This window comes from Ferrovibrio sp. GW821-FHT12B10 (assembly GCF_058807515.1).
Genome location: NZ_JBXAQT010000001.1, coordinates 2,475,010 through 2,498,940 on the forward strand (window position 1 = coordinate 2,475,010; position 23,931 = coordinate 2,498,940).

Consider the following 23,931-nt stretch of genomic DNA (forward strand, 5'->3'; position numbering starts at 1 on the left):
TTTTAGCGCCGGATCATTCGTTCTTCTGGCCGAACAGGTTGAGCAGGGCCATGAAGATGTTCAGGAAGTTCACATACAGCGAGGTCGCGCCGAAGATCGCCTGCTTGCTCTGGATGTCCGACGGGTCGCCCTCGTAGAACTCCGACTTGATGCGCTGCGTATCAAAGGCGGTCAAGCCGGTGAAGACCAGGACCGTGATCGCCGAGATGGCGAACTGCAGCACGCTCGAACCCAGGAAGATGTTCACGATGCTGGCGATCATCAGGCCGATCACGCCCATGAACAGGAAGCTGCCCATGCCGGTCAGGTCGCGCTTGGTCGTGTAACCCCACAGGCTCATCGCGCCGAACATCGCGGCGGTGATGAAGAAGATGCGCAGGATCGAGGTGCCGGTATAGACCATGAAGATGGTCGACAGCGACAGGCCCATCGTGGCGGTGAAGGCCCAGTACAGGCCCTGCACGGCGCCGGCCGAGAGCTTGTTGGCGCCGAAGCTCATGACCAGCAGCAGACCCAGCGGGGCCAGCATCACCACGAAGGCGAGGCCGCCCGAGAACAGGGTGCTCATGAGGGCGGGCGACTGCGAGGCCAGCAGGGCGACGATGGCGCTGAGCGCCAGGCCCGAGCCCATGTAGTTGTAGACCCGCAGCATGTAGCTGCGCAGGGCCTCATCGACCACCGCACGGTCAATCGTGGCGGTGCCGTAGCCATAGCGCGGCTGGTTGAACGGGGTCGACATGGTGTTGCCTCCTCAGACAATGGTTGTGATCAGCATATTGTCAGCGCTGGGGCGGATTTCAAGCGTAAACACCGCATAAAATTCTCATATAAGTCATTCATAAACCGTACATTCTTCCCCAAGCCCTAGAACGGCAAGGGCCGAAACTCAGCCGGTGGTGTCTGCCGCGCCCTCGTCAGCCGGCGGCAGATCGCGTATGACGGGCCGCCTTTCCCGCAGAATATGCCCGGACCGGCGGAAAACCGCCGGCCGTCCCAGAGAGCCCTATGCCCGATTCGCCAGCCAGCCAGCGCCCGCTCTGGCAGCTCACCCTGATCCTGGGCGCGCTGAGCGCCTTCACGCCACTGGCGGTCGACATGTATCTGCCCGGCCTGCCGGCGCTGGAGCGGGCGCTGGCCACCGATGCCGGCAAGGTGCAGCAGACCCTGTCGCTGTTCTTCCTCGGCCTCGCCGTCGGTCAGTTGTTCTACGGCCCGGTCAGCGACCGGTTCGGCCGCCGCGCGCCGCTGCTGATCGGCAACCTGCTCTACATCGCCGCCTCGGTCGCCTGCGCCATGGCACCCAGTATCGACAGCCTGATCGCCGCGCGTTTCGTGCAGGCCTTTGGCTCCTGTGCCGGGCTGGTGATCTCGCGTGCCATGGTGCGCGACCTGTTCGAGCCGCGCGAGGGCGCCCGCGTCATGTCGCTGCTGATGCTGGTGATGGGCGTGGCTCCGATCCTCGCGCCGCTGCTCGGCGGCTATGTGCTGGTCTGGTTCGACTGGCATGCGATCTTCTGGTTCCTCGCGGTTTTCGCGGCGATTGTCATGGTCGCCGGGCGGCTTTGGCTGCGCGAGACCCATGTGGCGCATCCCGATGCGCGGCTGACCATCGGCTCGGCCCTGCGCAATTACGGCCAGTTGCTGGGGCATCGCCGCTTCATGGGCTATACGCTGGCCTCCAGCCTCGGCATGGGTGGCATGTTCGCCTATATCGCCGGCTCGCCCTTTGTCTTCATCGACCTGTTCCAGGTGTCACCGCAGGCCTATGGCTGGATCTTCGGGATCAATGCCATAGGCATCATCGGGCTTTCACAGGTCAACCGGGCGCTGCTACGCCGCTTCACGCTGGATGAAGTGCTGATCGTCGCCGTCAGCGTCATGGCGCTCTCCGGCGTGGCGCTGGTGCTGCTCACCGTGTTCCGTATCGGCGGCCTGTTCGGCCTCTGGCTGCCGCTGTTCGTCTATATCGCCAGCCTGGGTGCGGTGCTGCCCAATGCCGCGGCCAGCGCGATGGCAGGCGAGGCGCATCGCGCCGGCACGGCCGCGGCCCTGATGGGCACGTTGCAATTCGCTGGCGGCGCCGTCACCAGCGGCTTGGTCGGCCTGCTGCATGATGGCTCGGCACTCTCCATGGCGATGATCGTCGGCCTGTGCGGTCTCGGCGGGCTGTCGGCGCGCCTGATCCTGGTGCGCTAGCGGGTCGCTGGTGTTTTTCGGCTCCCCTTCGGGCCATCAACGCACTATGATTCGCATGGTCTCGCCATATGCATGAGTTGCCCATGAACACGTCAGTGCCATCGCCGGGTTTTTCCACTGAGCCGGCCGAACGCCTGTTGCGCAGCACCATCCGGGCCATTCGTCCGACGGTGGCCTCGAATCCCGCTTCGATGACGCAGATTGCCGATGATGTGGTGGCGGGATTGCGCGGTGCCTTCCCGGCGCTGGCGCCGGCGAAGACCATGGCGGAAGCGATGCAGGATGATCGCGCCCGTGAATTCACCAAGCTCGGCCGCCTGAAGCTGGGGCAGTTTGTCGCGCCCGAGAAGATTGCCGAGATTCGCGCCTATCTGGCGTCGCGCCCGGTCGAATACCAGGATGCCAACCACAATCCGATCGGCACCGGTCTGGCCTCCGAGGCGCCTGACTCCACCTATATCGGCTACCACACGCCGAGCGACGTGATTTCCTGTCCGCATCTGGTCGATATCGCCAACGATCCGCGCATCCTGGATGTGGTGCGCGCGCATCTGGGTTTTGAACCCATCATCGACACCTACATGGCCTGGCATTCCTATGCCGGCCGGCCGATGCCCGGCAGCCCGCAGACGCTGCATCGCGACAAGGACTGCTTCCGCTTCTGCAAGCTGTTCCTGTATCTGAGCGATGTCGATGAGGATTCGGGCCCGCACGTCTTCTTGCCGAATTCACACCGCCCCGACCGGTTCGAGCAGATTTACCGCGCCGCGACCCAGGACAATCACAACCCGCTGCAGTTCTTCGTGGGCGGCCAGCGCGGCCAGGCCCCGTATCTGGAAAAGGTGTTTGCCGGCCAGTTCGAGCATTTCGTCGGCCCGGCTGGCTCGGCCTTCATGGTGAACACCTACGGTCTGCACAAGGGCGAAGTGCCCAAGGCGCGCAACCGCATGCTGTTCCAGGCGCTTTACACGCTGCTGCCGTATGGCGATGTGATGGGGTCGGCCACTGAGCGCCTGCCGGTGAAAGACCTGCCGATCACCACCGAGATCACGCCGCAGTTCATGTATCGCAACCAGCTCTATATGCGCTGAGCGATCCGCCTAGCGGACCGGACGATAGCGGATCACCGTGCCCGGCAGATCCGGGCGGTGCGCCAGGAACTGCGGCAGTTCTTCCTCGATGACGATGCGGCCGGCCTTGGCCAGGGCATGCAGTTGCGGAACCAGTGACTGGTTGTAGCCCTTGCGGCCGGCCGATTTACGCATGCGGCGATCGACTTCCACAGCGATGGCATCCGCAGTCGGCGGCAAGGGATACTGCCAGCCGACCGGCTCGATATGCAGCACGGAATCCAGATTGGGCAGGCTGAGCAGACGGTCGAAGAAATCGTCGGGCATGAAGGTGATCTGCTCGATGCTGTAACTGCTGAATACGAACAGCTTCTTGGCCGACCGCAGCTCCTCCAGCGTCGACTTGTAATAGTCGAACGGCGTGGACTGGAATTTCATCTGCGGAACCAGGGCGGCCAGCTTTTCGGCGCAGGCCCGGCCCGCAGCGGTGTATTCCAGCGCATGGAAGCGGATCTCGGGCGACAGGCCGGCGAGCCAGAGTCCGAACAGGTTGTTGCCGCTGCCGCTACCCAGCTCGGCGATATCGGTGACGCCCGCGGGAATGCTGCGTTCCAGCAGCCACATCTTCTGCGTGATGAACAGGCGGTTTTCCAGATTGCCGTCGCAGACCGGGCTGCGCACCGGCTGGCCGGTGACGCGGTAACCGATTTCGCTTAAGGCAACAGTGTTGTTGTCTGCCGGCGCATCCGCCAGCCGGTTGAGGATGCGGCCCAGGTCCCGTTCGCCGCTGGCCAGCATGGCGTCGATGGCGGCCTGCGTGGCGCCCCAGTGGGATTCATAGGCGTGGCCTGCATTGCCCCGGCGATCAGCAACCATACTGTTTGTCTCCACGGATGCCGGCGCGGCGGCCGGCTTGGCCGCCGTCGCGTCGTCAGCGACGATCTCGGCCGGCGGGTTGATCAGGAAATGTCCCAGGAAGGTCGACATGATCTTGTCGACCTTGGCGGGCCGCACATGGCGGCCGTCATCTTCGAAGGCATTGGGGTCTGAAACGCACAATTCATAGGACGGGAAGTAGTGCACATTCTTGAATTCACGGCAGATCTGGGCCGCCACGGTGCGCAGGATCGCCTTGCTTTCCGAATTGGCGACCACGATGTCCTGATGGTCGGTGAAGGTGCGCGACAGTGCCACCGGCGACACGGTCAGCACGATGTTGCGATCGGGGAATTTCTCGAAATACAGCGTGCAGAGCCGGCGCATGTTGGCCAGGTTCTGGTCGAAGTTGGAGGCGAAGAAGGTGGTCTCCTTCATGATCTCGCGCGAGCGCAGCTTGGGCGGCTCGCAGACGGCGCGGCCATTGGAGCGCTGCCAGATTTCCGTCAGGCCAAGCGTCAGGACCAGCACGTCGCTGCTCATGATGCCGTCGCGCAGTGCGCCTTCCATGATACGGCGCATGGCCAGTAGGTCGTCCAGGCTGTTGGCGAACAGCCGGCGCTTGTATGGCTCCTGGAAGATCATGCGTTCGCCGGTTTCGGTCTTGGCGACGGCCGACCAGATATCGGTATCCTCGTGCTGCCACAGGCCGAAGGCCTTCTCGAATTCCTGCAGCATCGAGAAGGTGGTGTAGAACTGATAATGCACGCGCTCGTCATAGACGCCCCAGCTCGGCATCTCATGCGAAGCGGATGAGACATGTTTCTTGAACTCGCCGCTCAGCACCGGCAGGGTGTCGAAATTCTTTTTTGCCAGCGCGAGACGAATTTCGTTGGCGAAGCAGCTGCCCATGGTGAAGACGCGATCCGTCGGGCCGATGAAGCGGTTCTCTTCCACGCCGATGGCGCGGGTCTTGATGAAGTCGTCCCAGTTCTTGTTCAGGCGTGACATGCTTGTGGCCCCGTGGGTGCCGACCGGCGATGCCGGATCGGTGCCCATCCTACCTCGCATGCAAAGGTTAATACTGCCTTTCCGCAGTGGCGCGGGCGCGCACTCAGACGCTGCGCAGCAGTGGCGCCGGCTTGGCCGCCAGCGCCTGCCAGGCCCCGGCCAGACCCAGCAGCAGGGTGGCGGCCACGCCGCCCAGTGCGGTGGCGGCGGCCACACCCGGCGCGAAAACGAAGCTGGCGTTCATCATCAGCGTCACCATGGCCCAGGCGGCAAGCCAGCCCAGCCCGAAGGCCAGGATCGCGCCGACCAGTCCCACGCTGCCGTATTCGATCAGGTGGGCGATGATGATGTCGCGCCGTGTCGCCCCCAGCGCTTTCAGGATCGCGCCTTCCTTCAGGCGGCGGCGATGCTCGGCCGCCAGCGCGCCGGCCAGCACGATCAGCCCGGCCAGCAGCGTGACGCCGGCAGCGCCGCGCACGGCGCTGCCCAGCTTTTGCACGATGGCGTTCAGTTCGGTCAGCACGTCTTTCATGCGCACCACCGAGATATTGGGGAAGCGCTGCGTCACGGCCTTGAACAGCACATTCTCGGCCGCCGGCTGCGCCTTCACGGTGGCCAGCAGGGTATGCGGCGCGCGTTCCAGCAGGCCGGGCGAGAAGACCAGCACGAAGTTGATGCCAAACGAACTCCAGTCGAGCCGGCGGATGCTGGCCAGTTCGGCTTCGATGTCGCGGCCCAGCACATTCACCGTCAGTTTGTCGCCGATGACCATCCCCAGGCCCTGCGCGACCTTCTCTTCCATCGAGATCAGTGGCGGGCCGTCGTAATCCGCCGCCCACCACTTGCCCTGCAGCAGGGTCGAGCCGGCCGGCAGTTCGCGCGCATAGGTCAGGCCGCGGTCGCCCTGCAGCACCCAGCGCTGCTCGGCCACCACCTCGACCTGTTCGGCCGGCACGCCCTTCACGCTGGCGATGCGGCCGCGCAGGTTGGGCACGGTCTCCAGGTCGCGGGTGCCCGGCGTGGCGTTCACCACCGCGCGGAAGTCGTCCATCTGGCCGGGCTGGATATCGACAAAGAAAAAGGCTGGTGCCTCGTCGGGCAGGCGGTCTTCCACCTGTGCATGCAGGTTGCTTTCCACCAGCGCGATGGCCACGAGAAGAGTGAGCGATACGCCGAGCGACAGCAGCAATGCGGCGGTGGCGGCGCCTGGGCGGTGCAGGCTGGCCAGCGCCAGCTTCAGGCGCACGGCGCGCGGCGGCCGGATGCGCTTGGCCACGGCGGCCATGCCGGCGGCGATCAGTCGGAACAGCACGAAGGCGATGATGGCGCTGATGACAAATGATAGCGCGAAGCGGCGTTCATCGGTGCCCAGCACCGCCAGCGCTGCCAGAATGACGAACAGCGCGAGCGTCGCGGCGACATAGGCCGGGCGCGGCAGGCGGCTGCCGGGCGCGACCAGATCGCGATACAGCGCGGCCGGGCGGATGTCGGCGGCGCGCGCCAGCGGCCAGATGGTGAAGGCCAGCGCCACCAGCAGGCCGTAGACGGCGGCCAGTGCCAGCGGTTGCCAATACAGGCCCGGCACCAGCGGCAGCGGCAGGATATTGGCCAGGGCACCGGCGGCCAGATTGGGGATGGCCGCGCCGGCGATCAGCCCCAGCACGATGCCGAAGGCGGCCAGCAGCAGCGTCTGCCACAAATAGACGCGAAAGATGAGTCCTGTCGTTGCGCCCAGCGATTTCAGCGTGGCGATGGTCGGCGTCTTGCCGTCCAGATGCGCATGCACGGCATTGGCGACGCCGACGCCGCCGATCAGCAGCGCGGTGAGGCCGACCAGCACCAGGAACAGGGCGGCGCGATCGAGGAAGCGCCGTACACCGGGACTGCCTTCCTTCCAGTCGCGGATGCGCCAGCCCGACGCGGCATAGTCCTTTTGCGCGACCTCCTGCACCTGCGGTGCGTTCAACTCGGGCCGCAGCTTTACGCGATAATGCCAGTAGGCCAGCGTGCCGGGCTGCACCAGCTTGGTGGCATCCAGGGCATCCAGGTCGATCAGGATGCGCGGGCCCAATGTCAGGCCCTCGGTAGCACGGTCAGGTTCGCGCGCGATCACGGCGCGGATCTGGAACTCTTCCTCGCCGATGGTGATGCGGTCGCCCACCTCGGCTTCCAGGCGGATCAGCGCCTGCGGATCGACGGCGGCGCCGCGCAGGCCGTTCTGCGCCGCCAGCAGGTCGTTCAGGCGGCCGGGCTGTTCCAGTTCAACGGCGCCATACAGCGGGTAGGCGGCGTCAGCGGCTTTCAGTTCCACCAGCGTGCGCTGGTCGCTGCGCAGGGCATGCGCCATGGCGCGCATCTGCGCGGTTTCCGAGATGCTGCCCTGGCGCTGCAGGAAGTCGCGTTCCTCCGGCGTGGCGCCGCGATGGGCCAGGCGGAATTCGATATCGCCGCCCAGCAGGCTGCGTCCGTCGCGCTCCAATCCGGTGACGATGGAGGCCGACAGCGTTCCGATGCCGGCGATCACGGCCACGCCGAGGCTGAGGCAGGCGACGAACAAGCGGAAGCCGCGCAGGCCGCCGCGCAGTTCACGAAGCGAGAAACGCAGCGACAGCATCAGCCGGCGGCCACGGTCTGGGGTTTCGGGGCCTGCGGACGCTGCTCGATGGTCTTGACGCGGCCATCCTCGATGCGCACCACGCGGTCGCAGAGCGCGGCCAGGGTTTCATCATGGGTGATCAGGATCAGCGTGGAATTCAGCCGCGCCGCCTCGCCGAACATCAGGTCTATGATTGCATGGCCGGTATTGCCATCCAGGTTGCCGGTCGGCTCGTCGGCCAGCAGCAGGGCAGGGCGGGGCGCCACAGCACGCGCCAGCGCCACGCGCTGCTGTTCGCCACCCGACAACTGCGCCGGATAATGCGTCTCGCGATGACCCAGGCCCACCTGCTTTAAAGCGGCGCGCGCCCGCTCGATGGCGTCAGGCACGCCGGCCAGCTCCAGCGGCACGGCGACATTCTCGATGGCTGTCATGGTCGGGATCAGATGGAAACTCTGGAACACGATGCCGACACGGCTGCGGCGCCACAGCGCCAGCCGGTCTTCGCTTAAAGAGTTCAGGTCGCCGCCGGCCACATGGACATGGCCGCCGCTCACGCGCTCCAGCCCGGCCAGCACCGCCAGCAGGGTCGACTTGCCCGAACCCGATGGGCCGACGATGCCGATGCGTTCACCGGCCTGCACGGTCAGGTCAATGCCGCGCAGGATATTGACCGGCCCGGCCGTGCTGGCGAGAGTGAGGGTCACATCGCTCAGGCGAACGATCGGATCGGTGGCGCTGGCTGGCGTCATCAGGATACTGACCTCAAGGCGGAAAGCTGATGGGAATGTTACAGGCACAATATGGGGTCTACCGGCGCTGTCGCAACGCTGCCGGCCTTCTGGCGGTGATGCTGGTCACGCTCATGTCAGGCCAGGGCTGGGCCGCGCCGGCCCGTTTGCTGGTCTTTGGCGACAGTCTGGTGGCTGGATACAGCCTGCCGCCCGACGCCGCCTATCCGGCCCAGCTCGACAAAGCGCTGAAGGCGCGCGGCGTCACCGATGTGACCGTGCTGAATGCCGGCGTTTCGGGCGATACCACCGCTGCGGCGCTGGCGCGGCTGGATTGGGCGCTGGCCGAAAAGCCCACGCATGTGCTGGTGGAACTGGGGGCCAACGACATGCTGCGTGGCCTGGCGCCGGAGCAGGCCAAGGCCAATCTGGACGCGATCATCATCAAACTGAAACAGGCCAATCTGCCGGTCCTGCTGGCCGGTATGTTGGCCGCGCCCAATCTGGGCGCCGATTACGGCCGGCGGTTCAATGCCATCTACGCCGACCTGGCGCAGAAGCACGGCCTGCCGCTCTATCCCTTTTTCCTCGATGGCGTGGCCGGCGAGGCCAGCCTGAACCTGTCTGACGGCATTCACCCGACACGGGAGGGCGTGGCACGGATTGTTGAGCGCACAACGCCCCATATTTTGCGGTTCCTGGGGCGCTGACCGCAATTCGTTGTTGAAAACGCCGAGTCCTGCCGACAATATGGGCTGCCGGCAAAACAGTCGGCCTGTTTTGTGTTTGCCGGGAGTTTTGTCATGGAGTTCCGCCGCTTAGGCCGCACCGATATCAAGGTGAGCCTGATTTGCCTTGGCACCATGACCTGGGGTGAGCAGAACACCGAGGCCGAGGCGCATGCGCAGCTCGATTATGCGCTGGAGCGCGGCATCAACTTCATCGACGCTGCCGAAATGTACCCCGTGCCGCCCAAGGCGGAGACCCAGGGGCGCACCGAACGCTACATCGGCACCTGGCTGAAGGCGCGCAGGAACCGCGACAAGGTCGTGCTCGCCACCAAGGTGGCCGGCCGCGGCGGCGGTCCGCGCGGCGACTTCGCCTGGCTGCGTAATGACGGCCAGCCGCCGAATCTGGGCCGCAAGCAGATTTTCGAAGCAGTCGACAAGAGCCTGCAGCGCCTGCAGACCGATTACATCGATCTCTACCAGACCCACTGGCCCGATCGCCTGACCACCACCTTCGGCCGCGCCGAATATCCGTGGAACAGCGAAGAGAGCATCGCCATCAGTGAGACCGTGGAGGCGATGGGCGAGCTGGTGAAGGCCGGCAAGATCCGCATGATGGGCGTGTCGAACGAGACCGCCTGGGGCGTGATGCGGCATGTCGCGGTGGCCGACGGCAACAAAGCGCTGCCGCGCATCGTCTCGATCCAGAATCCCTACAATCTGCTGAACCGCTGGTACGAATCTTCGCTGTCGGAAGTGACGCAGCTGGAAGAGGTCGGCCTGCTGGCCTATTCGCCGCTCGCCATGGGCGTGCTGAGCGGCAAGTATCTGGGCGGCGCGCGGCCGCCGGGCAGCCGTCTGGCGCTGTTCACCCGCTTCACCCGCTACAGCAACCCGCAGGTCGACCGCGCCACCGAGCGCTACGTGGCGCTGGCGCAGCAGCACGGCCTCGATCCGTCGCAGATGGCGCTGGCCTTCGTGAACAGCCGGCCTTTCGTGGCCAGCAACATCATCGGCGCCACCAGCCTTGAGCAGTTGAAGATCGATATCGACAGCGCGGACGTCACGCTGTCCAAGGATGTTCTGGACGGGATCGAGGCGATTCATCGCGATCAGCCTAACCCGGCCGCGTGAGTACAGTAATGCCTGAGTACAGTGATGCCTGAGTAGGGTTGTTTCCGGGCCATGCGCCCGTCAGCGGAGGGCTTACCATGATGCGCCTGTTCGTTGCTTTACCCTTCCCCGACGAGATTCGTCGGTCGCTGGCTGCCCTGTGCGCCGGCGTGCCCGGCGCGCGTTGGGCCAATCCCGATCAATTCCATCTCACGCTCCGCTTCATGGGGGAAGTCGATGGCCGCACCGCGCGCGCTGTCAGCGAGGAGCTGGGCAGCATCGTGGTGCCGAGCTTCGATCTTGAGCTCTTCGGCGTCGGCACCTTCGGCGACAAGCGCAAGGCCAATTCGCTCTGGGCCGGCGTGCGCCCCAATGCGCTATTGAACCGCCTGCAGGACAAGGTCGACAACGCCGTGCTGCGCGCCGGCTTGCCGCCCGACCGCCGCAAGTTCATGCCGCATGTGACGCTGGCGCGGCTCAACAACGCGCCCTTCGATCGGCTTGGCGCCTTCCTCAGCCATCATGCGCTCTACGCCGCGCCGGTCTGCCATGTGAACCGCTTCGTGCTCTATTCCAGCTTCCTGTCCTCCTCGGGCGCCATCTATACGCCCGAGCAGGTCTATCGTGTCGACGGCGGCTATGCCGAGGACGAGCATGATGACTGGATGGCCGACGAGGCCGAACACTGGGAACGCCAGGAAGCGGCTGCCTATGGTCATGGCGAATAGCGGCCACGGCGAGTGACGCAGACGCGGTTCCGTTCCATCGTCATCCTGACGGGCGCCGGCATCTCGGCTGAATCCGGCCTGGGCACCTTCCGCGACAAGGACGGCCTGTGGACCAAATACGACCTGCAGGAAGTGGCGACGCCGGAAGGCTTCGCGCGCAATCCGGTGCTGGTGCATGACTTCTACAATGCGCGCCGCAGGAATCTGATCGAGGCCGTGCCCAATGCCGCCCATACGGCGCTGGCCGAGCTGGAGCGGCGGTTTGCGGGCGATATCCTGCTGGTGACGCAGAATGTCGACGACCTGCACGAGCGCGCCGGCTCGCAGAGGTTGATGCATATGCATGGCGAGCTGCTGAAGATCCGCTGCGAGGCCTGCGGCAACGTGACGGCCTGGCGCGAGAACCTCGATCTTGCCACCACCTGCCCGGCCTGCGCCACCACGGGCCAGTTGCGGCCGCATGTCGTGTGGTTCGGCGAGATGCCGCTGCATATGGAGGAGATTTACGCCGCGCTCGAAGCCTGCGACCTTTTCATCTCCATCGGCACGTCGGGGCAAGTCTATCCCGCCGCGGGTTTCGTGGCCGAGGTGCGGCGCGCGCGGCGCGCCCATACGGTGGAGCTGAATCTCGACCCTTCCGATGGCGCATCGCTGTTTGCCGAAAAAATCTTCGGCCCGGCCACGGACGTTGTGCCGGCCTTTGTCGCCCGGCTGCTGACGGGCGAATAGCTTACGTCACACTGTCCTCGATGCGGTGCATGTCCTCGTCGGACAGGCCGACATGGTGGCCGATCTCGTGGATCAGCACATGGCGCACGACATCCTTGAGCGCCTCGCCGGTCTCGCACCAGTAATCCAGCAGCGGCCGGCGATACAGGAAGATCATGGCCGGCATGGTGCCGGTCTCGCCACGATCCTCGGCCAGGATGCTGCCGCCGACATACAGCCCGAGCAGATCGTAGGGCGTGTCGCAGTTCATCTCGGTCAGCGTCTCGTCGTCGGGGAAGTCCACCACCTGGATCGGCACGCCGTCGATATACTGCGCCAGCGCGAAGCGCAGGCGTTTCAGCTCGGTTTCGCCAATCACGGCGATGTCATCCAGGCTGGGGGCCAGGTTTGCGGCTTTGGGGTGTTGGCTGGCGGGGGCGGTCTCGGTCATGCGGCGGCCTTCATGCGGCGGATCGTCTCAAGCTGACGGGCGGCGGTTGAAGCGGGGCAGGGCGCGCGCTAGCTTGCGGCCTGTCTCGTCGCGAGGAGGATGACATGGCGATCCGCAAACTGGAAGGCGCCGCACGCAGCAGTGCGTTGCAGACATTCGCCAGCTGGAGCCACGATGCCGGCCGCGACGCGCTGAAAAAGACCTTCGTCTTCGCCGATTTCAACACCGCCTTCGGCTTCATGAGCCGCGTGGCGCTGATGGCCGAAAAGCTGGATCATCACCCCGAGTGGTTCAACGTCTACAATCGCGTCGAGATCACGCTGACCACCCATGATGCCAACGGCCTGAGCGAGCGCGATGTGGCGCTGGCCGGTTTCATCGAAGACGTCGCCGCCGCGCTCGGCGGCAAAGCGAAGTAGGATCACCATCATGTCTGCTGCCACACGGGGCCTGCAACGCGGCCTTCTGATCGTCGCCGTCATCGTGGTGGCGGGGTTCCTCACCTTCCTCGGCCTGCAGTGGTTCGGCCCCAAGGGCAGCGACGATGCAGGCAGCGGCCCGGTCGCCATCGGCGGCCCCTTCACGCTGATCGATCAGGACGGCAAAACGGTTTCCGACAAGGATTTCGCCGGCAAGCTGATGCTGGTGTATTTCGGCTTCACCAACTGCCCCGATATCTGTCCGACCGGCCTGCAGACCATCGCCATCGCCATGGATGAGTTGGGCGCGGCGGGTGCGCAGGTGCAGCCGATCCTGATCACCGTCGATCCCGAGCGCGATACGCCCCCGGTGATGAAGGACTATGTGCAGGCCTTCCACGAGCGCCTGATCGGCCTGACCGGCAGCCCGGAGCAGGTCGCCGCGGTGGCCCGCGCCTACCGGGTCTATTACCAGAAGGTGCAGCTCAAGGATTCGAGCCTTGGCTATTCGGTCGACCATTCGGGATTCATCTATCTGATGGACGGCCAGGGGCGGTATTTGACCCATTTCCGCCATGATGCAACGCCGGATCAGATGGCCCAGCGCATCAAGGCCAAGCTTTAATTATTACCAATCAGTAACTTGCCCGCCATGCACGCATATGTTGCAGTGCAAAATATATTTGTGCGGCTACTGAGGAATCGGGTTAAGCTGCGTTATGTCAGATATCAGCCTGTCGGCCCGGCACCGGTTCTGGTGACGGATCGATAACAGCTTTATCCGACGATTGTTGCGCGACGGCCCAGTTTCCGCCGCGCTTCGGCATCAGGGTGGGACCTATGCTCTATCAGCTCTTCGAATTCCATCAGGCTGCGCTGCAGCCCTTCCGGGCTCTCGCCGAGGCGCAGACCAAGGCGCTGAAGCTGCCCTATCTGCCGATGAACTATTCGCCGGCGGCGCGCACGCTCGCGGCCGGGCTGGAAGTGTTCACCAATATCACCCGGCGCTACCCCAAGCCGGAATTCGGCCTCGCCACGACGCTGGTCAATGGCGTCGAATGCGCAGTCACCGAGGACTATGTCCTCGACCTGCCGTTCTGCCGCCTCAAGCATTTCGTGCGCGAAGGCTGCGAAGGCCGCAACGACCCCAAGCTACTGATCGTGGCGCCGCTGTCGGGCCACTATGCCACGCTGCTGCGCGGCACGGTGGAGGCGATGCTGCCGAACCACGAGGTCTACATCACCGACTGGATCGATGCCCGCGACGTGCCGCTCAGCGCCGGCGCTTTCGATCTCGACGATTATATCGACTACGTGCGTGAATTCTTCGTCACGCTCGGTCCGGGCAGCCATGTCATGGCGGTTTGCCAGCCTTCCGTGCCGGTGCTGGCTGCCATTGCGCTGATGTCGGCCGAGAACGACACCCATGTGCCGCGTTCGATGACCCTCATGGGCGGCCCGATCGACACCCGCATCAGCCCCACCACGCCGAACAACCTGGCCCAGGAACACTCGATCGAGTGGTTCGAGCATAGCGTGATCAACAATGTGCCCTTCCCGCATGAGGGCTTCATGCGCGCGGTCTATCCGGGCTTCATCCAGCTCACCGGCTTCATGACCATGAACCTGGACCGCCATGTCGGCGCCCATGTCCGCCTGTTCCACCACCTGGTGAAGGGCGACGGCGACAGCGCCAAGGCGCATAACGACTTCTACGATGAATACCTGGCGGTCATGGACCTGCCGGCGGAATATTACCTGCAGACCGTGCGGGTGGTGTTCCAGGAGCACCAGCTGCCACGCGGCGTGATGACCCATCGCGACGTGCCGGTGGACTGCACCGCGATCAGGAAGACCGCGCTGCTGACCGTCGAGGGCGAGAAGGACGATATCTCCGGCGTCGGCCAGACCATGGCGGCGCATGATATCTGCCCCAACATTCCGGCCGCCAAGCGCGGTCATTACCTGCAGTCGGGTGTGGGCCATTACGGCGTGTTCAACGGCCGCCGCTGGCGCGAGGAAATCGCCCCCCGCGTGACCGCCTTCATCCGCCAGCACGACGGCAAGCCCGGTCGTAAGTAAGCTTGACCGCCGGTCAGGCGGCACGTCTTTCTGAAAGCCGGTTTTCGGCGTAGTCTGTCGCCATGTCCCGTGCCCTGCCATTCTGGCGCCGCAAGCGCCTCGACCAGATGACCCCGTCCGAATGGGAGTCGCTCTGCGACGGCTGCGGCAAATGCTGCCTCTATCGTCTGGAAGACGAGGATACGGGCTCGCTGGAGCAGACCAACGTGGCTTGCAAACTGCTCAACTGCGCCACCGGCCAGTGCAGCAACTACCCCAAGCGCAAGAAGATCGTCCCCGACTGCATCCAGCTCACGCCTGGAAAAGTGCAGAAGATGAACTGGCTGCCGGCCACCTGCGGCTATCGCCTGGTGGCACAGGGCAAGGACCTGCCCTGGTGGCATCCGCTGAAAAGCGGCAGTCGCGAGACCGTGCATCAGGCCGGCGTTTCGGCCGCCGGGCGCTGCATCTCGGAAAAGGATGCCGGCGAACTGGAAGACCACATCGTTTATTGGCTCGACGACAAGGGCCCGCCCAAACCAAAGCGGCGCTGAACCAAACCAGAGCCGGCAGCGTTTATAGGCCGAGGCAGGCTGCGCCTGCTTTGTCCCGCCCCAGCGATCTGCCAAAAATGGCAGCAAACCGGCGAGACCGTGCTTCACCAGCAAGGGAGTCGGTCATGTCGCGTCTTCACCTGATTTTGAGCCTGCCCCGGTTTTTGACTCTGGCAAGCCTTCTCGCCAGCACTACTCTTTATTCCCCATCGGGTTATGCCCAGGCGGCCGCATCGGACAGCACCGAATGGGCGCGCCGGCAAGTGGAAGCCGAAACCCGCCGTAGTCAGACCGAGCGGGAGCAGGTGAGCGAGGATTTCATGCAATTACAGCAGGACGTCGCCGAGCAACAGGAAACTCGCCGCCGCATGGCCGCCGAGGAAGACCGCCGGCGCGGTCCCGATCGCGGCACCGATGTCGATCCCCTGCGGGGGCGTGAAGACCCGCTGCGCGAGATCGAGGCCAAGCGCCAGCGCGCGGACTCGGAGCGGTTTCAGTGATCAGATCGCCGCTGCTCCCGCTGGCCGCTCTCTGCATCCTGGTGGCCTCGGCACCTGTGCTGGCCCAGCAGTTGGTGCAGGCCGATCAGGCCGAGTGGAACCGCCAGAATATCGAGCGTGAGAACCGTCGCATCGAGCTGGAGCGCGAGCAGCGTTTTCAGGATGCCCAGCGCAGCCGTCAGGACGACGCGGCTCGGCAGGACCAGCAGCGCCAGATGAACATGAACGAGGACCAGCGCCGGCTCGACAGCATGCAGCGCCGCCGGGCGGCGGAGGGCGCGAAACGGGAAACCGAGACCCAGCGCCTGCAGCAAGACCAGCGTCGCCGGTCGCTGGATGCCGAACAGCGGCGCGACCGCCAGCAGCAGATGAACCGCACCTTGCAGAACTGATTGAACGGGACGGAACTGACCTAACGGCACGTCGCCCAGACGCTGGCGCGGTCCCCGGCTTCCCCGTTAATCTCCCCCGCAGGCCCCGCAGCTCTGCGGGTAGGGGAGACTTCCATGCTCGACGCCGATCTCATTGCCCGGTTCCGGGCCATCAAGCTGCTGTCGGTCGATCTCGACGGCACGCTGACCGATGGCGGGCTTTATTATGCCGAGGATGGGTCGGAGTTGCGCAAATACCATGTGCAGGACGGCTTCGGCATGCTGCTGTGCAAGGAGGCCGGCATCGAGCTGGCGCTGATCACCCGCAGCGACACGCCGGCCATTCAGAAGCGCATCGACCGGCTGAAAATCCGGTTCGGCCGCATGGGCATCCATGAAAAGCTGCCGGTGCTGAACGAAATCTGCAAGGAGCTTGGCATCGGTCTGCACGAAGTCTGCCATGTGGCCGATGACGTGAACGACCTCGATGTCATGGGCGCCGTCGGCCTGCCGGTCGCGGTCGCCAATGCGCGGCCGCAGGTGAAGAAGGTCGCGGCCTATGTCACCGAACTCGCCGGTGGCCATGGTGCCGTGCGCGAGGTCTGCGACCTGCTCCTCGAATATCGGGCTTGATTGAAAAATGTTGGCGGAGCTATTTCCATTCGTGCATGTGGAGCAGGACGGGACGATCCGCGAACTATCAGCGGACGAGCGTGATCATGTCACTTCAGATTATCACGGTGCAGATGGTAATCGCCCTTACATCAAGCGAAAATATCAGGACCTGACCCCCGATGGTAAAATTTGGGGATATCTGCCTCGTAAGCAGGTCCCACATGGGATGACCATCTCAAAAATTTAACAACTTAAGTGAAGGCAAAAGGGAAGAAGCTATGGCCATAGATTTCAACGGCCGCGTCGCCATCGTCACCGGTGCAGGCGCCGGCCTGGGCCGCAGCCATGCGCTGCTGCTGGCCTCGCGCGGCGCCAAGGTGGTGGTGAATGATCTGGGCGGCGCGCTGGACGGCACCGGCGGTTCGGCCAAGGCAGCCGATCAGGTGGTGGCCGAGATCACGGCGGCCGGCGGTGTCGCGGTGGCGAATTACGACAGCGTGTCGGAAGCGGATGCGGCCGCCAATATCGTCAAGACCGCGATGGATGCCTTCGGCCGCGTCGATATCCTGGTCAACAATGCCGGCATCCTGCGCGACAAGACCTTCGCCAAGATGGAGCTGTCGGATTTCGAGACCGTGGTGAAGGTGCATTTCCTCGGTTCGGCCTATGTCAGCAAGGCGGTCTGGCCGGTGATGCAGGCGCAGAACTACGGCCGCATCGTCATGACCTCGTCCAACGCCGGCATCTATGGCAATTTCGGCCAGTCGAATTACGGCGGCGCCAAATGCGCGGTTGTCGGCCTGATGAATGTGCTGAAGCAGGAAGGCGGCAAATACGGCATCCAGGTCAACACCATCGCGCCGGTGGCTGCCACCCGCATGACCGAGAGCCTGCTGACGCCCGAATTGCTCAAGCATCTGCGGCCCGACTATGTCAGCCAGGCCGTGGCCTATCTCTGCTCGGAAGCCTGCAAGGCCACCGGCGACATCATCGCGGCGGGCGCCGGCTACTACGCCAAGATCCAGTTCATGGAATCCGAAGGCCTGTTCTTCGGCGCCGACGCCAAGGTCAGCATCGACGACATCGCGGCGAATTACGCGAAGATCACTGACATGAGCAAGCCGCGCGGCTTCGGCTCATCGATGGAAGAGGTCGCCCATATCGGCAAGCCTTTTGCCAAGGCGTAAGGCTTAGGGCCGTGCTGGCAGGTGCTGCAGCACGGCGTTTGACAGCCGCTCGATGATCTCGGCCGGGCCGGCCGCATAGACCTGCCCGGCCGCGGCCATGGCGCGTTGGCGTTTCTGGTCTTCGAACAGGCTCAGCACTTCGGCCGCCATGGCTTCGGCATCTTCCACCTGCACGGCGCCGCCGGCCTGGAGCAGGCCGGTGCTGACTTCGGCGAAATTGAACATATGCGGCCCCAGCAGCACGGCGCTGCCCAGGCGCGCCGGTTCCAGCGGATTATGGCCGCCATGCGGGATCAGCGAGCCGCCCATCACCACCAGCGGGCTGATGCGGTACCACAGGCCGAGCTCACCCAGCGTGTCGGCGACATAGATGTCGGTCTGCGCATCCGGCACCTCGCCGCGCGACCGCAGGCGGCTGATCAGCCCGGCGCCGGCCATCTCGGCGGCGATTTCCGCGCCGCGTTCGGGATGGCGCGGCACGATCAGGGTCAGCAGGTCGGGATGCCGCCATTTCAGGCGGCGATGGATGTCGGCGACGATCGTTTCCTCGCCGTTATGCGTGCTGGCGGCAAGCCAGAGCGGCCGCAGGTCGAGCCGGCGGCGCCATTCCGCCAGATCGGTGGCGTTCACCGGCAGCGGCGGCGCGGCATGCTTCAGGTTGCCGGCCTCGATCACGTCGCGCACGCCGAGGCGGCGCAGGCGTTCGGCATCCTGCGCTGTTTGTGCATAGACCGCGGCGAAGCCTTGAAGCAGCCAGCGCGCCGTCTCTGGTGTCGCGGCCCAGCGCCGGCAGGACCGCTCCGACAGCCGCGCGTTGATCAGCAGCGTGGGGATTTCGCGCTCGCGCAGGCTGCTCAGGATGCCGGGCCAGAAATCCGACTCGCTCCACAGCACCAGGTCGGGCCGCCAGTGGTCGAGGAAGCGGTCGACGGCATCGGGCAGATCGACCGGCACATACTGGTGCAGCACGCCGCCGGCATTGCGCTTGTCCACCAACGCGGCCGAGGTGACCGTTCCGGTGGTGAGCAGCAGTGTCAGCGCGGGCTGCAGTTCATGCAGATGCTGCAGCAGCGGCAGCAGGGCCTGGCTCTCGCCGACGCTGGCGCCGTGGCACCAGATCACCTGGCCGGCCGGCCGCGGTTTTCCGGCATGACCCAGGCGTTCGCCGAGGCGGGCGCGGTCTTCCTTGCCGATGCGGGCGCGATGCTGCAGCCACAGGCCGACGGCCGGCGCGATCAGATGCCCGGTGCCGCGCCAGAGGGATCGCCGCCAGTCCATAGTCATGCAGGCTGTTTAGCACGTCCCTGCCGTTAGGACAGCGTCCAGAGACCCTTGCGGCACTGCCCGCGCACTGTCAGCCTGTGGCGATAAACGGGTTTATGGCGGGAGGAATGATCATGGCCGTGCATGTCGAACGGAAGGGTGCTGTCACCACCGTGATCCTGGATCGGCCCGAGGCGCGCAACGCCGTCGACCGCCCCACCGCCGATGCATTGCGCCAGGCCTTCAAGGATTTCGATGCCGATGAAACGGCGAAGGTCGCCGTGCTGTGGGGCGCGGGCGGCACCTTCTGCGCCGGCGCCGATCTCAAGGCCGTGGCCGATGGCGACAAGCGCAACGACGTCTCGCCCGAATCCGAAGGCCCGATGGGGCCGACGCGGCTCACATTATCCAAGCCGGTGATCGCCGCCGTCTCGGGCTTCGCCGTCGCCGGCGGGCTGGAACTGGCTTTGTGGTGCGATCTGCGCGTGGCCGAGGAAGACTCCACCTTCGGCGTGTTCTGCCGGCGCTGGGGCGTGCCGCTGATCGATGGCGGCACGGTGCGTCTGCCCCGGCTGATCGGCCATAGCCGCGCGCTCGACATGATCCTCACTGGTCGTGCCGTGAGTGCTGAAGAGGCATTGAACATCGGCCTGGCCAACCGCGTAGTTGCGAAGGGCGAGGCGCGCGCCGCAGCCGAGGCGCTGGCCGAAGAGATCAGCCGCTTCCCGCAAGGCTGCATGCTGGCCGACCGCAGTTCGAGCTATCGCCAGTGGGACATGTCGCTGGATGCGGCGCTGCATGACGAGGCCGAGGGCGGCCTGCCGATCGTCGAGCAGGAGGCGATCAAGGGCGCGGCCCGCTTCAAGAGCGGGCTCGGCCGCCACGGCGATTTTTCGTCGATCTAGTCTCGCCCGATAGATTTTCGGGCAGAAGCCCCAGCATCTTTTTCATCACCGTGGGCAGTTGCGCCTCGCGCGGCGGCAGCCAGATGCCATCCAGCTTCGCCGCCGCCTTCGCCGTGATGCGGCCGTGCAGGCCGGTGATCTTCAGGGTGAAATGCGTGAACACATGCTCGGCCGCGCCGTCATCCACCGGCTGCCAGGCCAGGGCGGCTGGCGCATGGTCGAGCGCGTCGTCGGGGTTCGGCCAGGGCGTATCGCGCCAGGGCGTGCTCGGCACTTCCAGCATGCCGCCGAGCAGGCCCTTGGGCGGACGGCGACGCAGCAGCACCGCGCCGTCCTCGCGCTCCAGCAGGAAGGCCACGGCATGGCGCACCGGCCGTTCGGCTTTCGGCGCCTTGCGCGGCAGTTCGGGCGCGATACCGCTGCGATAGCCGGTGCAGATCGCCTGCAGCGGGCAGAGCAGGCAGTCGGGACTTTTCGGCGTGCAGACGGTGGCGCCCAGATCCATCATGGCTTGCGCGAAATCGCCAGGACGCGTTTGCGGCGTGACCAGCGCGGTCAGCTTGCGCAGCTCCGGCTTGGCCTGCGGCAGCGGCGTCTGCACGCTGAACACGCGCGCCAGCACGCGCTCGATATTGCCATCCATCACCGCGGCCGGGCGGTTGAACGCGATGGCGGCGATGGCGGCGGCGGTATAGGCGCCCACGCCGGGCAGCTCGAGCAGGCCTTCCTCGCTATCGGGGAAACGGCCGCCGAGTTTAGCGCTGACCATTTGCGCGCATTTGTGGAGGTTGCGGGCGCGGGCGTAATAGCCCAGCCCCGCCCAGGCCTCCATCACCTGCTCGACCGGTGCGGCGGCCAGGTCGTCGACGCTGGGCCATAGTGCAAGAAACTTGGCGAAATACGGCTTCACCGCCGGCACGGTGGTCTGCTGCAGCATGATCTCGCTGAGCCAGACGCGATAGGCCGGCATCGGAGGATCGCCCGGCGGGCTGCGCCAGGGCAGGCTGCGATGATGCCGGTCGTACCAGGGCAGCAGACGGGACGCGAGATCAGACGCCCCTGAAACGGGCTGCATCGGGCGTGTCTTGGGCATGGCCGGACCATAGCATTGAGATTCGATAACTGCCACGGGATCGCGGCAATCCTGTCTTGCAAGGGATGGGGCGCTTGCGTCATTTTGACCCCGGTTTCCAGCGGAGTTCATCATGCGCCACGCCATCGTTGCCGCCGCCATCGCGGTCTTTGCAAGCCTCGGTGCGCAGGCGGCCGAACCCGCGGCCCGCAGCGACATCCTGATCGGCACCGTCACCGACCTGTCCGGCCCGGCTTCGGCCTATGGCCATGCAGTGGTGAATGCGATGCGCCTGCGCTTCGACGCCGTGAATGCCGCCGGCGGCATCCGTGGCCGCAAGCTGCGCCTGATCGTGGAAGACCACCAGTTCCAGGTGCCGCGCGCCGTGCAGGCCGCCAACAAGCTGATCAAACGCGACCATGTGCATCTCTTCGTCGGCTCGCTCGGCACCGCACAAGTGCAGGCGGTGCTGCCGCAGTTGCGTGAGGCCGGTCTCGCCAATCTTTTCCCGATGGCCGCCAGCCGCGACCTGGTGCAGGCCGCCGATGCGGTGAGCTGGATTTCCGGCTCGCTGTATTACGACCAGATCCGTGCCGGCGTGAAATGGATGGTCGAGACGCAGGGCAAGCAGGCGGTCTGCGCGCTGGTGCAGAACACCGATTACGGCGAGGAGGTGCAGCAGGCGCTGCGCGACCAGTTGGCCAAGCATAACCAGACGCTGAAGGCGGTGGTCAGCCATCGCCCCGTCGATACGGATTTCACCGCCGCGATGACGCGCCTGCAGTCGACCGGCTGCGACCTCGTCGTGTTGGCGACGCTTCTGCGCGACACCATCCTGCCGATGACGACGGCGAAGACCATGGGCTGGAAGGTCGATTTCCTCGGACCCTCCACCACGCATGACTATCTGCTGGCCAATGCGCCCGGCGGCGCCACGCAGGGACTGTACAGCGTGTCGTCCATTGCCTTGCCCGATCGCGCCACGGCGTCGGCGGAGGTCGTGGCCTGGATGGATGCCTACAAGGCGCGCTTCGGCCAGGAGCCGAATGCGGCGTCGATCTATGGCGCCACCATAGCCGATCTTGCCATCCTCACGCTCGACCGCACCGAGGGCGAGACGGCGATGCCGAAGCTGGGCCGTGCCATCAGCGGCATTCGCGGCTGGCGTGATCTCTTCGGTGGCACCCTGCAGGATTTCACCGATGGCTCGCGGCAGGGCGCGCGACAGGCCTATGTCTACCAGCTGCGTGGCGCGCGCTACGAAAAGCTGTCCGAGGCGCTCGGCTACTGAGATCCCACGGCTACTCTCACGGCCTCTGGCGGCGTAGACTGCCGCCATGGTCGACGAGTCCAAGAAAGCTGACGCGAAAAAGCCGGACAAGCATGATCCGGCGCGACGGACGAATGCGCCCAAGGCGCTGGGGTTGTCGCTCGGCCGCCTGACGCGCCCGTTGATGAAACAGCGCGGCGCGGCGCTGGGCGAGGTGATCCACAACTGGAAAGCCATTGCCGGACCGCTGCTCGCGGTCGAAACCCAGCCGGAAAAACTGATCTATGCCTCGGGCGCCGGCCATGCCGCCACGCTGGAGATCGGCGTGACGCCGGCCTTCGCGCTGGAACTGCAGCATCTCAGCCCGCTGATCATCGAAAAGATCAACGGCTACTTCGGGTATCGCGCCGTCGAGCGGCTCAGGCTCAAGCAGATGCCGATCCGCCAGACCGAGTCGCGGGAAAAGCCCGCGCGCACGACTCGGCCGCTGACGGCGGAGGAGCGCGCCCAGCTTGAGAAAATGCTGGTCGGAGTCGAGGACAAGGCGCTTCGCCAAGCCCTTGAGAACCTTGGACGATCACTTCTCGGTGCGAGTCGCTGAGCTGCCTTGAGGCAGCCAGATTCTTGTGGATAAAGGCAGAGTCCGGTTGCAGGCCGGATCGTGCAACATAGAATGCCCCCTACATGTAGGGGGTCGGAGTATCTCTATGAAATATATACAGCGTTTGGTACTGACCCTGTCTTTCGTGATCGCGGGTTTCCTCGGTGCCACTGCCTATGCGCAGGGGACAGCGCCGGCGGGTGATCCGCGCCTGCAGGATATCGTGCTCGGCAAGGCCGATGCACCGATCACCATGATCGAATACGCCTCGCTCACCTGTCCGCACTGCGCGCGCTTCCATGCCGAGACGCTGCCGGCGCTGAAGACCGAGTTCATCGACACCGGCAAGGTGAAACTGATCTTCCGCGACTTCCCGCTCGACCAGCTGGCCTTCGCCGGCGCGGTGCTGGCGCGCTGCGGCGGCCCGGACAAGTACTACACCTTCCTGAACGTGCTGTTCTCGCAGCAGGCCCAGTGGGCCGGCTCCAGCGATCCGAAAAGCGCGCTGATGCAGATCGCGCGCCTGGGCGGCGTGTCGGGCGAGCAGTTCGAGCAGTGCATGGCCGACAAACCGCTGGCCGACTACATCCTGAATTCGCGGCTCGAAGGCAATCAGAAGTTCAACGTCTCGTCGACGCCGACCTTCATCATCGAGGGCAAGGCCTTCCCCGGCGCGCTGTCGATCGCCGAGGTGCGTCAGCATCTGGCCGCCACCGGCAAGCTCGACGCCGCTGCGGCCTCCGCCGCGCCGGCCGCATCCGCCGCCGCCATGTCATCCGCGGGCGGCATGAACAACACCGTCCTCATCGTGGGTGCAGCGCTGCTGCTCGCCCTGCTGATCGGCGGCGTCTGGTATTTCAAGCGCCGGCGCGGCTGAACAAGCCGCCTGCGTTTGCGTTATTGAA

25 protein-coding genes are annotated in these 23,931 nt (G+C 65.1%); 18 read left to right on the top strand and 7 right to left on the bottom strand.

Annotated elements, in window-relative coordinates:
- Window positions 1-13: 13 nt before the first annotated feature.
- Window positions 14-739 (bottom strand): Bax inhibitor-1/YccA family protein, encoded by a 726-nt coding sequence (locus AC1RRT_RS12540; RefSeq protein ID WP_493014137.1) that lies wholly within the window; start codon window positions 737-739, stop codon window positions 14-16.
- A 266-nt stretch (window positions 740-1,005) separates the two neighbouring features.
- Between AC1RRT_RS12540 and AC1RRT_RS12545 the strand changes: the two genes are divergently transcribed.
- Together AC1RRT_RS12545 and AC1RRT_RS12550 are read left to right on the top strand one after the other, a co-directional pair.
- Window positions 1,006-2,196, top strand: a complete 1,191-nt coding sequence (locus AC1RRT_RS12545; protein ID WP_493014138.1) for a Bcr/CflA family multidrug efflux MFS transporter — start codon at window positions 1,006-1,008, stop codon at window positions 2,194-2,196.
- Window positions 2,197-2,279: 83 nt separating this feature from the next.
- The gene (locus tag AC1RRT_RS12550; protein ID WP_493014139.1) at window positions 2,280-3,287 is read left to right on the top strand and encodes a phytanoyl-CoA dioxygenase family protein; all 1,008 of its coding nucleotides are present in this window, start codon (window positions 2,280-2,282) and stop codon (window positions 3,285-3,287) included.
- A gap of 9 nt (window positions 3,288-3,296) precedes the next feature.
- Here the strand turns inward: AC1RRT_RS12550 and AC1RRT_RS12555 are convergent, their stop codons facing one another.
- The 3 genes from AC1RRT_RS12555 to AC1RRT_RS12565 all read right to left on the bottom strand — a co-directional run bounded on the left by AC1RRT_RS12555 (window position 3,297) and on the right by AC1RRT_RS12565 (window position 8,501).
- A complete protein-coding gene (locus AC1RRT_RS12555; protein WP_493014140.1) occupies window positions 3,297-5,153 on the bottom strand; it encodes a GSCFA domain-containing protein in 1,857 nt (618 codons plus the stop codon).
- A 103-nt stretch (window positions 5,154-5,256) separates the two neighbouring features.
- A complete protein-coding gene (locus AC1RRT_RS12560; protein WP_493014141.1) occupies window positions 5,257-7,767 on the bottom strand; it encodes an ABC transporter permease in 2,511 nt (836 codons plus the stop codon).
- Window positions 7,767-8,501, bottom strand: a complete 735-nt coding sequence (locus tag AC1RRT_RS12565) for an ABC transporter ATP-binding protein (RefSeq protein ID WP_493014142.1) — start codon at window positions 8,499-8,501, stop codon at window positions 7,767-7,769. The genes AC1RRT_RS12560 and AC1RRT_RS12565 overlap by 1 nt, the downstream gene beginning before the upstream one ends.
- A 29-nt stretch (window positions 8,502-8,530) precedes the next feature.
- Here AC1RRT_RS12565 and AC1RRT_RS12570 point away from each other — a divergent pair, with 29 nt between their 5' ends.
- From AC1RRT_RS12570 to cobB, 4 genes are all read left to right on the top strand, one after another.
- Window positions 8,531-9,190, top strand: a complete 660-nt coding sequence (locus AC1RRT_RS12570) for an arylesterase (RefSeq protein ID WP_493014143.1) — start codon at window positions 8,531-8,533, stop codon at window positions 9,188-9,190.
- Between the two features lie 93 nt (window positions 9,191-9,283).
- Complete coding sequence (locus AC1RRT_RS12575; RefSeq protein ID WP_493014144.1) at window positions 9,284-10,342, top strand: NADP(H)-dependent aldo-keto reductase; 1,059 nt, start codon at window positions 9,284-9,286, stop codon at window positions 10,340-10,342.
- A 77-nt stretch (window positions 10,343-10,419) separates the two neighbouring features.
- Window positions 10,420-11,049 (top strand): RNA 2',3'-cyclic phosphodiesterase, encoded by a 630-nt coding sequence (thpR, locus tag AC1RRT_RS12580; RefSeq protein ID WP_493014145.1) that lies wholly within the window; start codon window positions 10,420-10,422, stop codon window positions 11,047-11,049.
- Between the two features lie 12 nt (window positions 11,050-11,061).
- Window positions 11,062-11,778, top strand: a complete 717-nt coding sequence (gene cobB, locus AC1RRT_RS12585; protein WP_493014146.1) for a Sir2 family NAD+-dependent deacetylase — start codon at window positions 11,062-11,064, stop codon at window positions 11,776-11,778.
- Between the two features lies 1 nt (window position 11,779).
- Here the strand turns inward: cobB and AC1RRT_RS12590 are convergent, their stop codons facing one another.
- On the bottom strand, window positions 11,780-12,208 hold the full coding sequence (locus AC1RRT_RS12590; protein WP_493014147.1) for a metallopeptidase family protein: 429 nt from the start codon (window positions 12,206-12,208) through the stop codon (window positions 11,780-11,782).
- Between the two features lie 80 nt (window positions 12,209-12,288).
- Between AC1RRT_RS12590 and AC1RRT_RS12595 the strand changes: the two genes are divergently transcribed.
- From AC1RRT_RS12595 to AC1RRT_RS12630, 8 genes are all read left to right on the top strand, one after another.
- Window positions 12,289-12,627, top strand: coding sequence for a 4a-hydroxytetrahydrobiopterin dehydratase (locus AC1RRT_RS12595; RefSeq protein WP_493015172.1), 339 nt, complete (start codon window positions 12,289-12,291; stop codon window positions 12,625-12,627).
- A 10-nt stretch (window positions 12,628-12,637) separates the two neighbouring features.
- Entirely contained in the window at window positions 12,638-13,252 is a 615-nt protein-coding gene (locus AC1RRT_RS12600; RefSeq protein WP_493014148.1) for an SCO family protein, read from the top strand.
- A 215-nt stretch (window positions 13,253-13,467) separates the two neighbouring features.
- On the top strand, window positions 13,468-14,709 hold the full coding sequence (locus AC1RRT_RS12605) for a polyhydroxyalkanoate depolymerase (RefSeq protein ID WP_493014149.1): 1,242 nt from the start codon (window positions 13,468-13,470) through the stop codon (window positions 14,707-14,709).
- Window positions 14,710-14,771: 62 nt separating this feature from the next.
- The gene (locus AC1RRT_RS12610; RefSeq protein WP_493014150.1) at window positions 14,772-15,242 is read left to right on the top strand and encodes a YcgN family cysteine cluster protein; all 471 of its coding nucleotides are present in this window, start codon (window positions 14,772-14,774) and stop codon (window positions 15,240-15,242) included.
- 125 nt (window positions 15,243-15,367) lie between these two features.
- Window positions 15,368-15,742 (top strand): hypothetical protein, encoded by a 375-nt coding sequence (locus AC1RRT_RS12615; protein WP_493014151.1) that lies wholly within the window; start codon window positions 15,368-15,370, stop codon window positions 15,740-15,742.
- Entirely contained in the window at window positions 15,739-16,134 is a 396-nt protein-coding gene (locus AC1RRT_RS12620) for a hypothetical protein (protein ID WP_493014152.1), read from the top strand. The genes AC1RRT_RS12615 and AC1RRT_RS12620 overlap by 4 nt, the downstream gene beginning before the upstream one ends.
- A 114-nt stretch (window positions 16,135-16,248) precedes the next feature.
- A complete protein-coding gene (locus tag AC1RRT_RS12625; RefSeq protein ID WP_493014153.1) occupies window positions 16,249-16,746 on the top strand; it encodes a KdsC family phosphatase in 498 nt (165 codons plus the stop codon).
- A gap of 260 nt (window positions 16,747-17,006) precedes the next feature.
- Window positions 17,007-17,915, top strand: a complete 909-nt coding sequence (locus AC1RRT_RS12630; RefSeq protein ID WP_493014154.1) for an SDR family oxidoreductase — start codon at window positions 17,007-17,009, stop codon at window positions 17,913-17,915.
- A gap of 3 nt (window positions 17,916-17,918) precedes the next feature.
- Here the strand turns inward: AC1RRT_RS12630 and AC1RRT_RS12635 are convergent, their stop codons facing one another.
- The gene (locus tag AC1RRT_RS12635) at window positions 17,919-19,199 is read right to left on the bottom strand and encodes a 3-deoxy-D-manno-octulosonic acid transferase (RefSeq protein WP_493014155.1); all 1,281 of its coding nucleotides are present in this window, start codon (window positions 19,197-19,199) and stop codon (window positions 17,919-17,921) included.
- A gap of 113 nt (window positions 19,200-19,312) precedes the next feature.
- Here AC1RRT_RS12635 and AC1RRT_RS12640 point away from each other — a divergent pair, with 113 nt between their 5' ends.
- A complete protein-coding gene (locus AC1RRT_RS12640; RefSeq protein WP_493014156.1) occupies window positions 19,313-20,083 on the top strand; it encodes a crotonase/enoyl-CoA hydratase family protein in 771 nt (256 codons plus the stop codon).
- On the opposite strand, the gene mutY is transcribed toward AC1RRT_RS12640, so the two are convergent.
- Entirely contained in the window at window positions 20,040-21,176 is a 1,137-nt protein-coding gene (mutY, locus tag AC1RRT_RS12645; RefSeq protein ID WP_493014157.1) for an A/G-specific adenine glycosylase, read from the bottom strand. The two genes, AC1RRT_RS12640 and mutY, sit on opposite strands and share 44 nt — an antisense overlap.
- Window positions 21,177-21,288: 112 nt before the next feature.
- On the opposite strand from mutY, the gene AC1RRT_RS12650 reads away from it, so the two are divergent.
- The 3 genes from AC1RRT_RS12650 to AC1RRT_RS12660 all read left to right on the top strand — a co-directional run bounded on the left by AC1RRT_RS12650 (window position 21,289) and on the right by AC1RRT_RS12660 (window position 23,903).
- Entirely contained in the window at window positions 21,289-22,446 is a 1,158-nt protein-coding gene (locus AC1RRT_RS12650; RefSeq protein ID WP_493014158.1) for an ABC transporter substrate-binding protein, read from the top strand.
- A gap of 46 nt (window positions 22,447-22,492) precedes the next feature.
- Window positions 22,493-23,026 (top strand): DUF721 domain-containing protein, encoded by a 534-nt coding sequence (locus AC1RRT_RS12655; RefSeq protein WP_493014159.1) that lies wholly within the window; start codon window positions 22,493-22,495, stop codon window positions 23,024-23,026.
- A 106-nt stretch (window positions 23,027-23,132) separates the two neighbouring features.
- Entirely contained in the window at window positions 23,133-23,903 is a 771-nt protein-coding gene (locus tag AC1RRT_RS12660) for a DsbA family protein (protein WP_493014160.1), read from the top strand.
- The last annotated feature ends 28 nt before the right edge of the window (window positions 23,904-23,931 follow it).

Coding starts and splice junctions, on each gene's coding strand:
- AC1RRT_RS12610 (WP_493014150.1), top strand. CDS start 14,772: ATGTCCCGTGCCCTGCCATTCTGGCGCCGCAAGCGCCTCGACCAGATG.
- AC1RRT_RS12555 (WP_493014140.1), bottom strand. CDS start 5,153: ATGTCACGCCTGAACAAGAACTGGGACGACTTCATCAAGACCCGCGCC.
- AC1RRT_RS12615 (WP_493014151.1), top strand. CDS start 15,368: ATGTCGCGTCTTCACCTGATTTTGAGCCTGCCCCGGTTTTTGACTCTG.
- AC1RRT_RS12545 (WP_493014138.1), top strand. CDS start 1,006: ATGCCCGATTCGCCAGCCAGCCAGCGCCCGCTCTGGCAGCTCACCCTG.
- AC1RRT_RS12575 (WP_493014144.1), top strand. CDS start 9,284: ATGGAGTTCCGCCGCTTAGGCCGCACCGATATCAAGGTGAGCCTGATT.
- AC1RRT_RS12650 (WP_493014158.1), top strand. CDS start 21,289: ATGCGCCACGCCATCGTTGCCGCCGCCATCGCGGTCTTTGCAAGCCTC.
- mutY (WP_493014157.1), bottom strand. CDS start 21,176: ATGCCCAAGACACGCCCGATGCAGCCCGTTTCAGGGGCGTCTGATCTC.
- AC1RRT_RS12640 (WP_493014156.1), top strand. CDS start 19,313: ATGGCCGTGCATGTCGAACGGAAGGGTGCTGTCACCACCGTGATCCTG.
- AC1RRT_RS12625 (WP_493014153.1), top strand. CDS start 16,249: ATGCTCGACGCCGATCTCATTGCCCGGTTCCGGGCCATCAAGCTGCTG.
- AC1RRT_RS12590 (WP_493014147.1), bottom strand. CDS start 12,208: ATGACCGAGACCGCCCCCGCCAGCCAACACCCCAAAGCCGCAAACCTG.
- AC1RRT_RS12600 (WP_493014148.1), top strand. CDS start 12,638: ATGTCTGCTGCCACACGGGGCCTGCAACGCGGCCTTCTGATCGTCGCC.
- thpR (WP_493014145.1), top strand. CDS start 10,420: ATGATGCGCCTGTTCGTTGCTTTACCCTTCCCCGACGAGATTCGTCGG.
- AC1RRT_RS12550 (WP_493014139.1), top strand. CDS start 2,280: ATGAACACGTCAGTGCCATCGCCGGGTTTTTCCACTGAGCCGGCCGAA.
- AC1RRT_RS12605 (WP_493014149.1), top strand. CDS start 13,468: ATGCTCTATCAGCTCTTCGAATTCCATCAGGCTGCGCTGCAGCCCTTC.
- AC1RRT_RS12630 (WP_493014154.1), top strand. CDS start 17,007: ATGGCCATAGATTTCAACGGCCGCGTCGCCATCGTCACCGGTGCAGGC.
- AC1RRT_RS12540 (WP_493014137.1), bottom strand. CDS start 739: ATGTCGACCCCGTTCAACCAGCCGCGCTATGGCTACGGCACCGCCACG.
- AC1RRT_RS12655 (WP_493014159.1), top strand. CDS start 22,493: ATGGTCGACGAGTCCAAGAAAGCTGACGCGAAAAAGCCGGACAAGCAT.
- AC1RRT_RS12560 (WP_493014141.1), bottom strand. CDS start 7,767: ATGCTGTCGCTGCGTTTCTCGCTTCGTGAACTGCGCGGCGGCCTGCGC.
- AC1RRT_RS12660 (WP_493014160.1), top strand. CDS start 23,133: ATGAAATATATACAGCGTTTGGTACTGACCCTGTCTTTCGTGATCGCG.
- AC1RRT_RS12570 (WP_493014143.1), top strand. CDS start 8,531: ATGGGAATGTTACAGGCACAATATGGGGTCTACCGGCGCTGTCGCAAC.
- AC1RRT_RS12635 (WP_493014155.1), bottom strand. CDS start 19,199: ATGACTATGGACTGGCGGCGATCCCTCTGGCGCGGCACCGGGCATCTG.
- AC1RRT_RS12565 (WP_493014142.1), bottom strand. CDS start 8,501: ATGACGCCAGCCAGCGCCACCGATCCGATCGTTCGCCTGAGCGATGTG.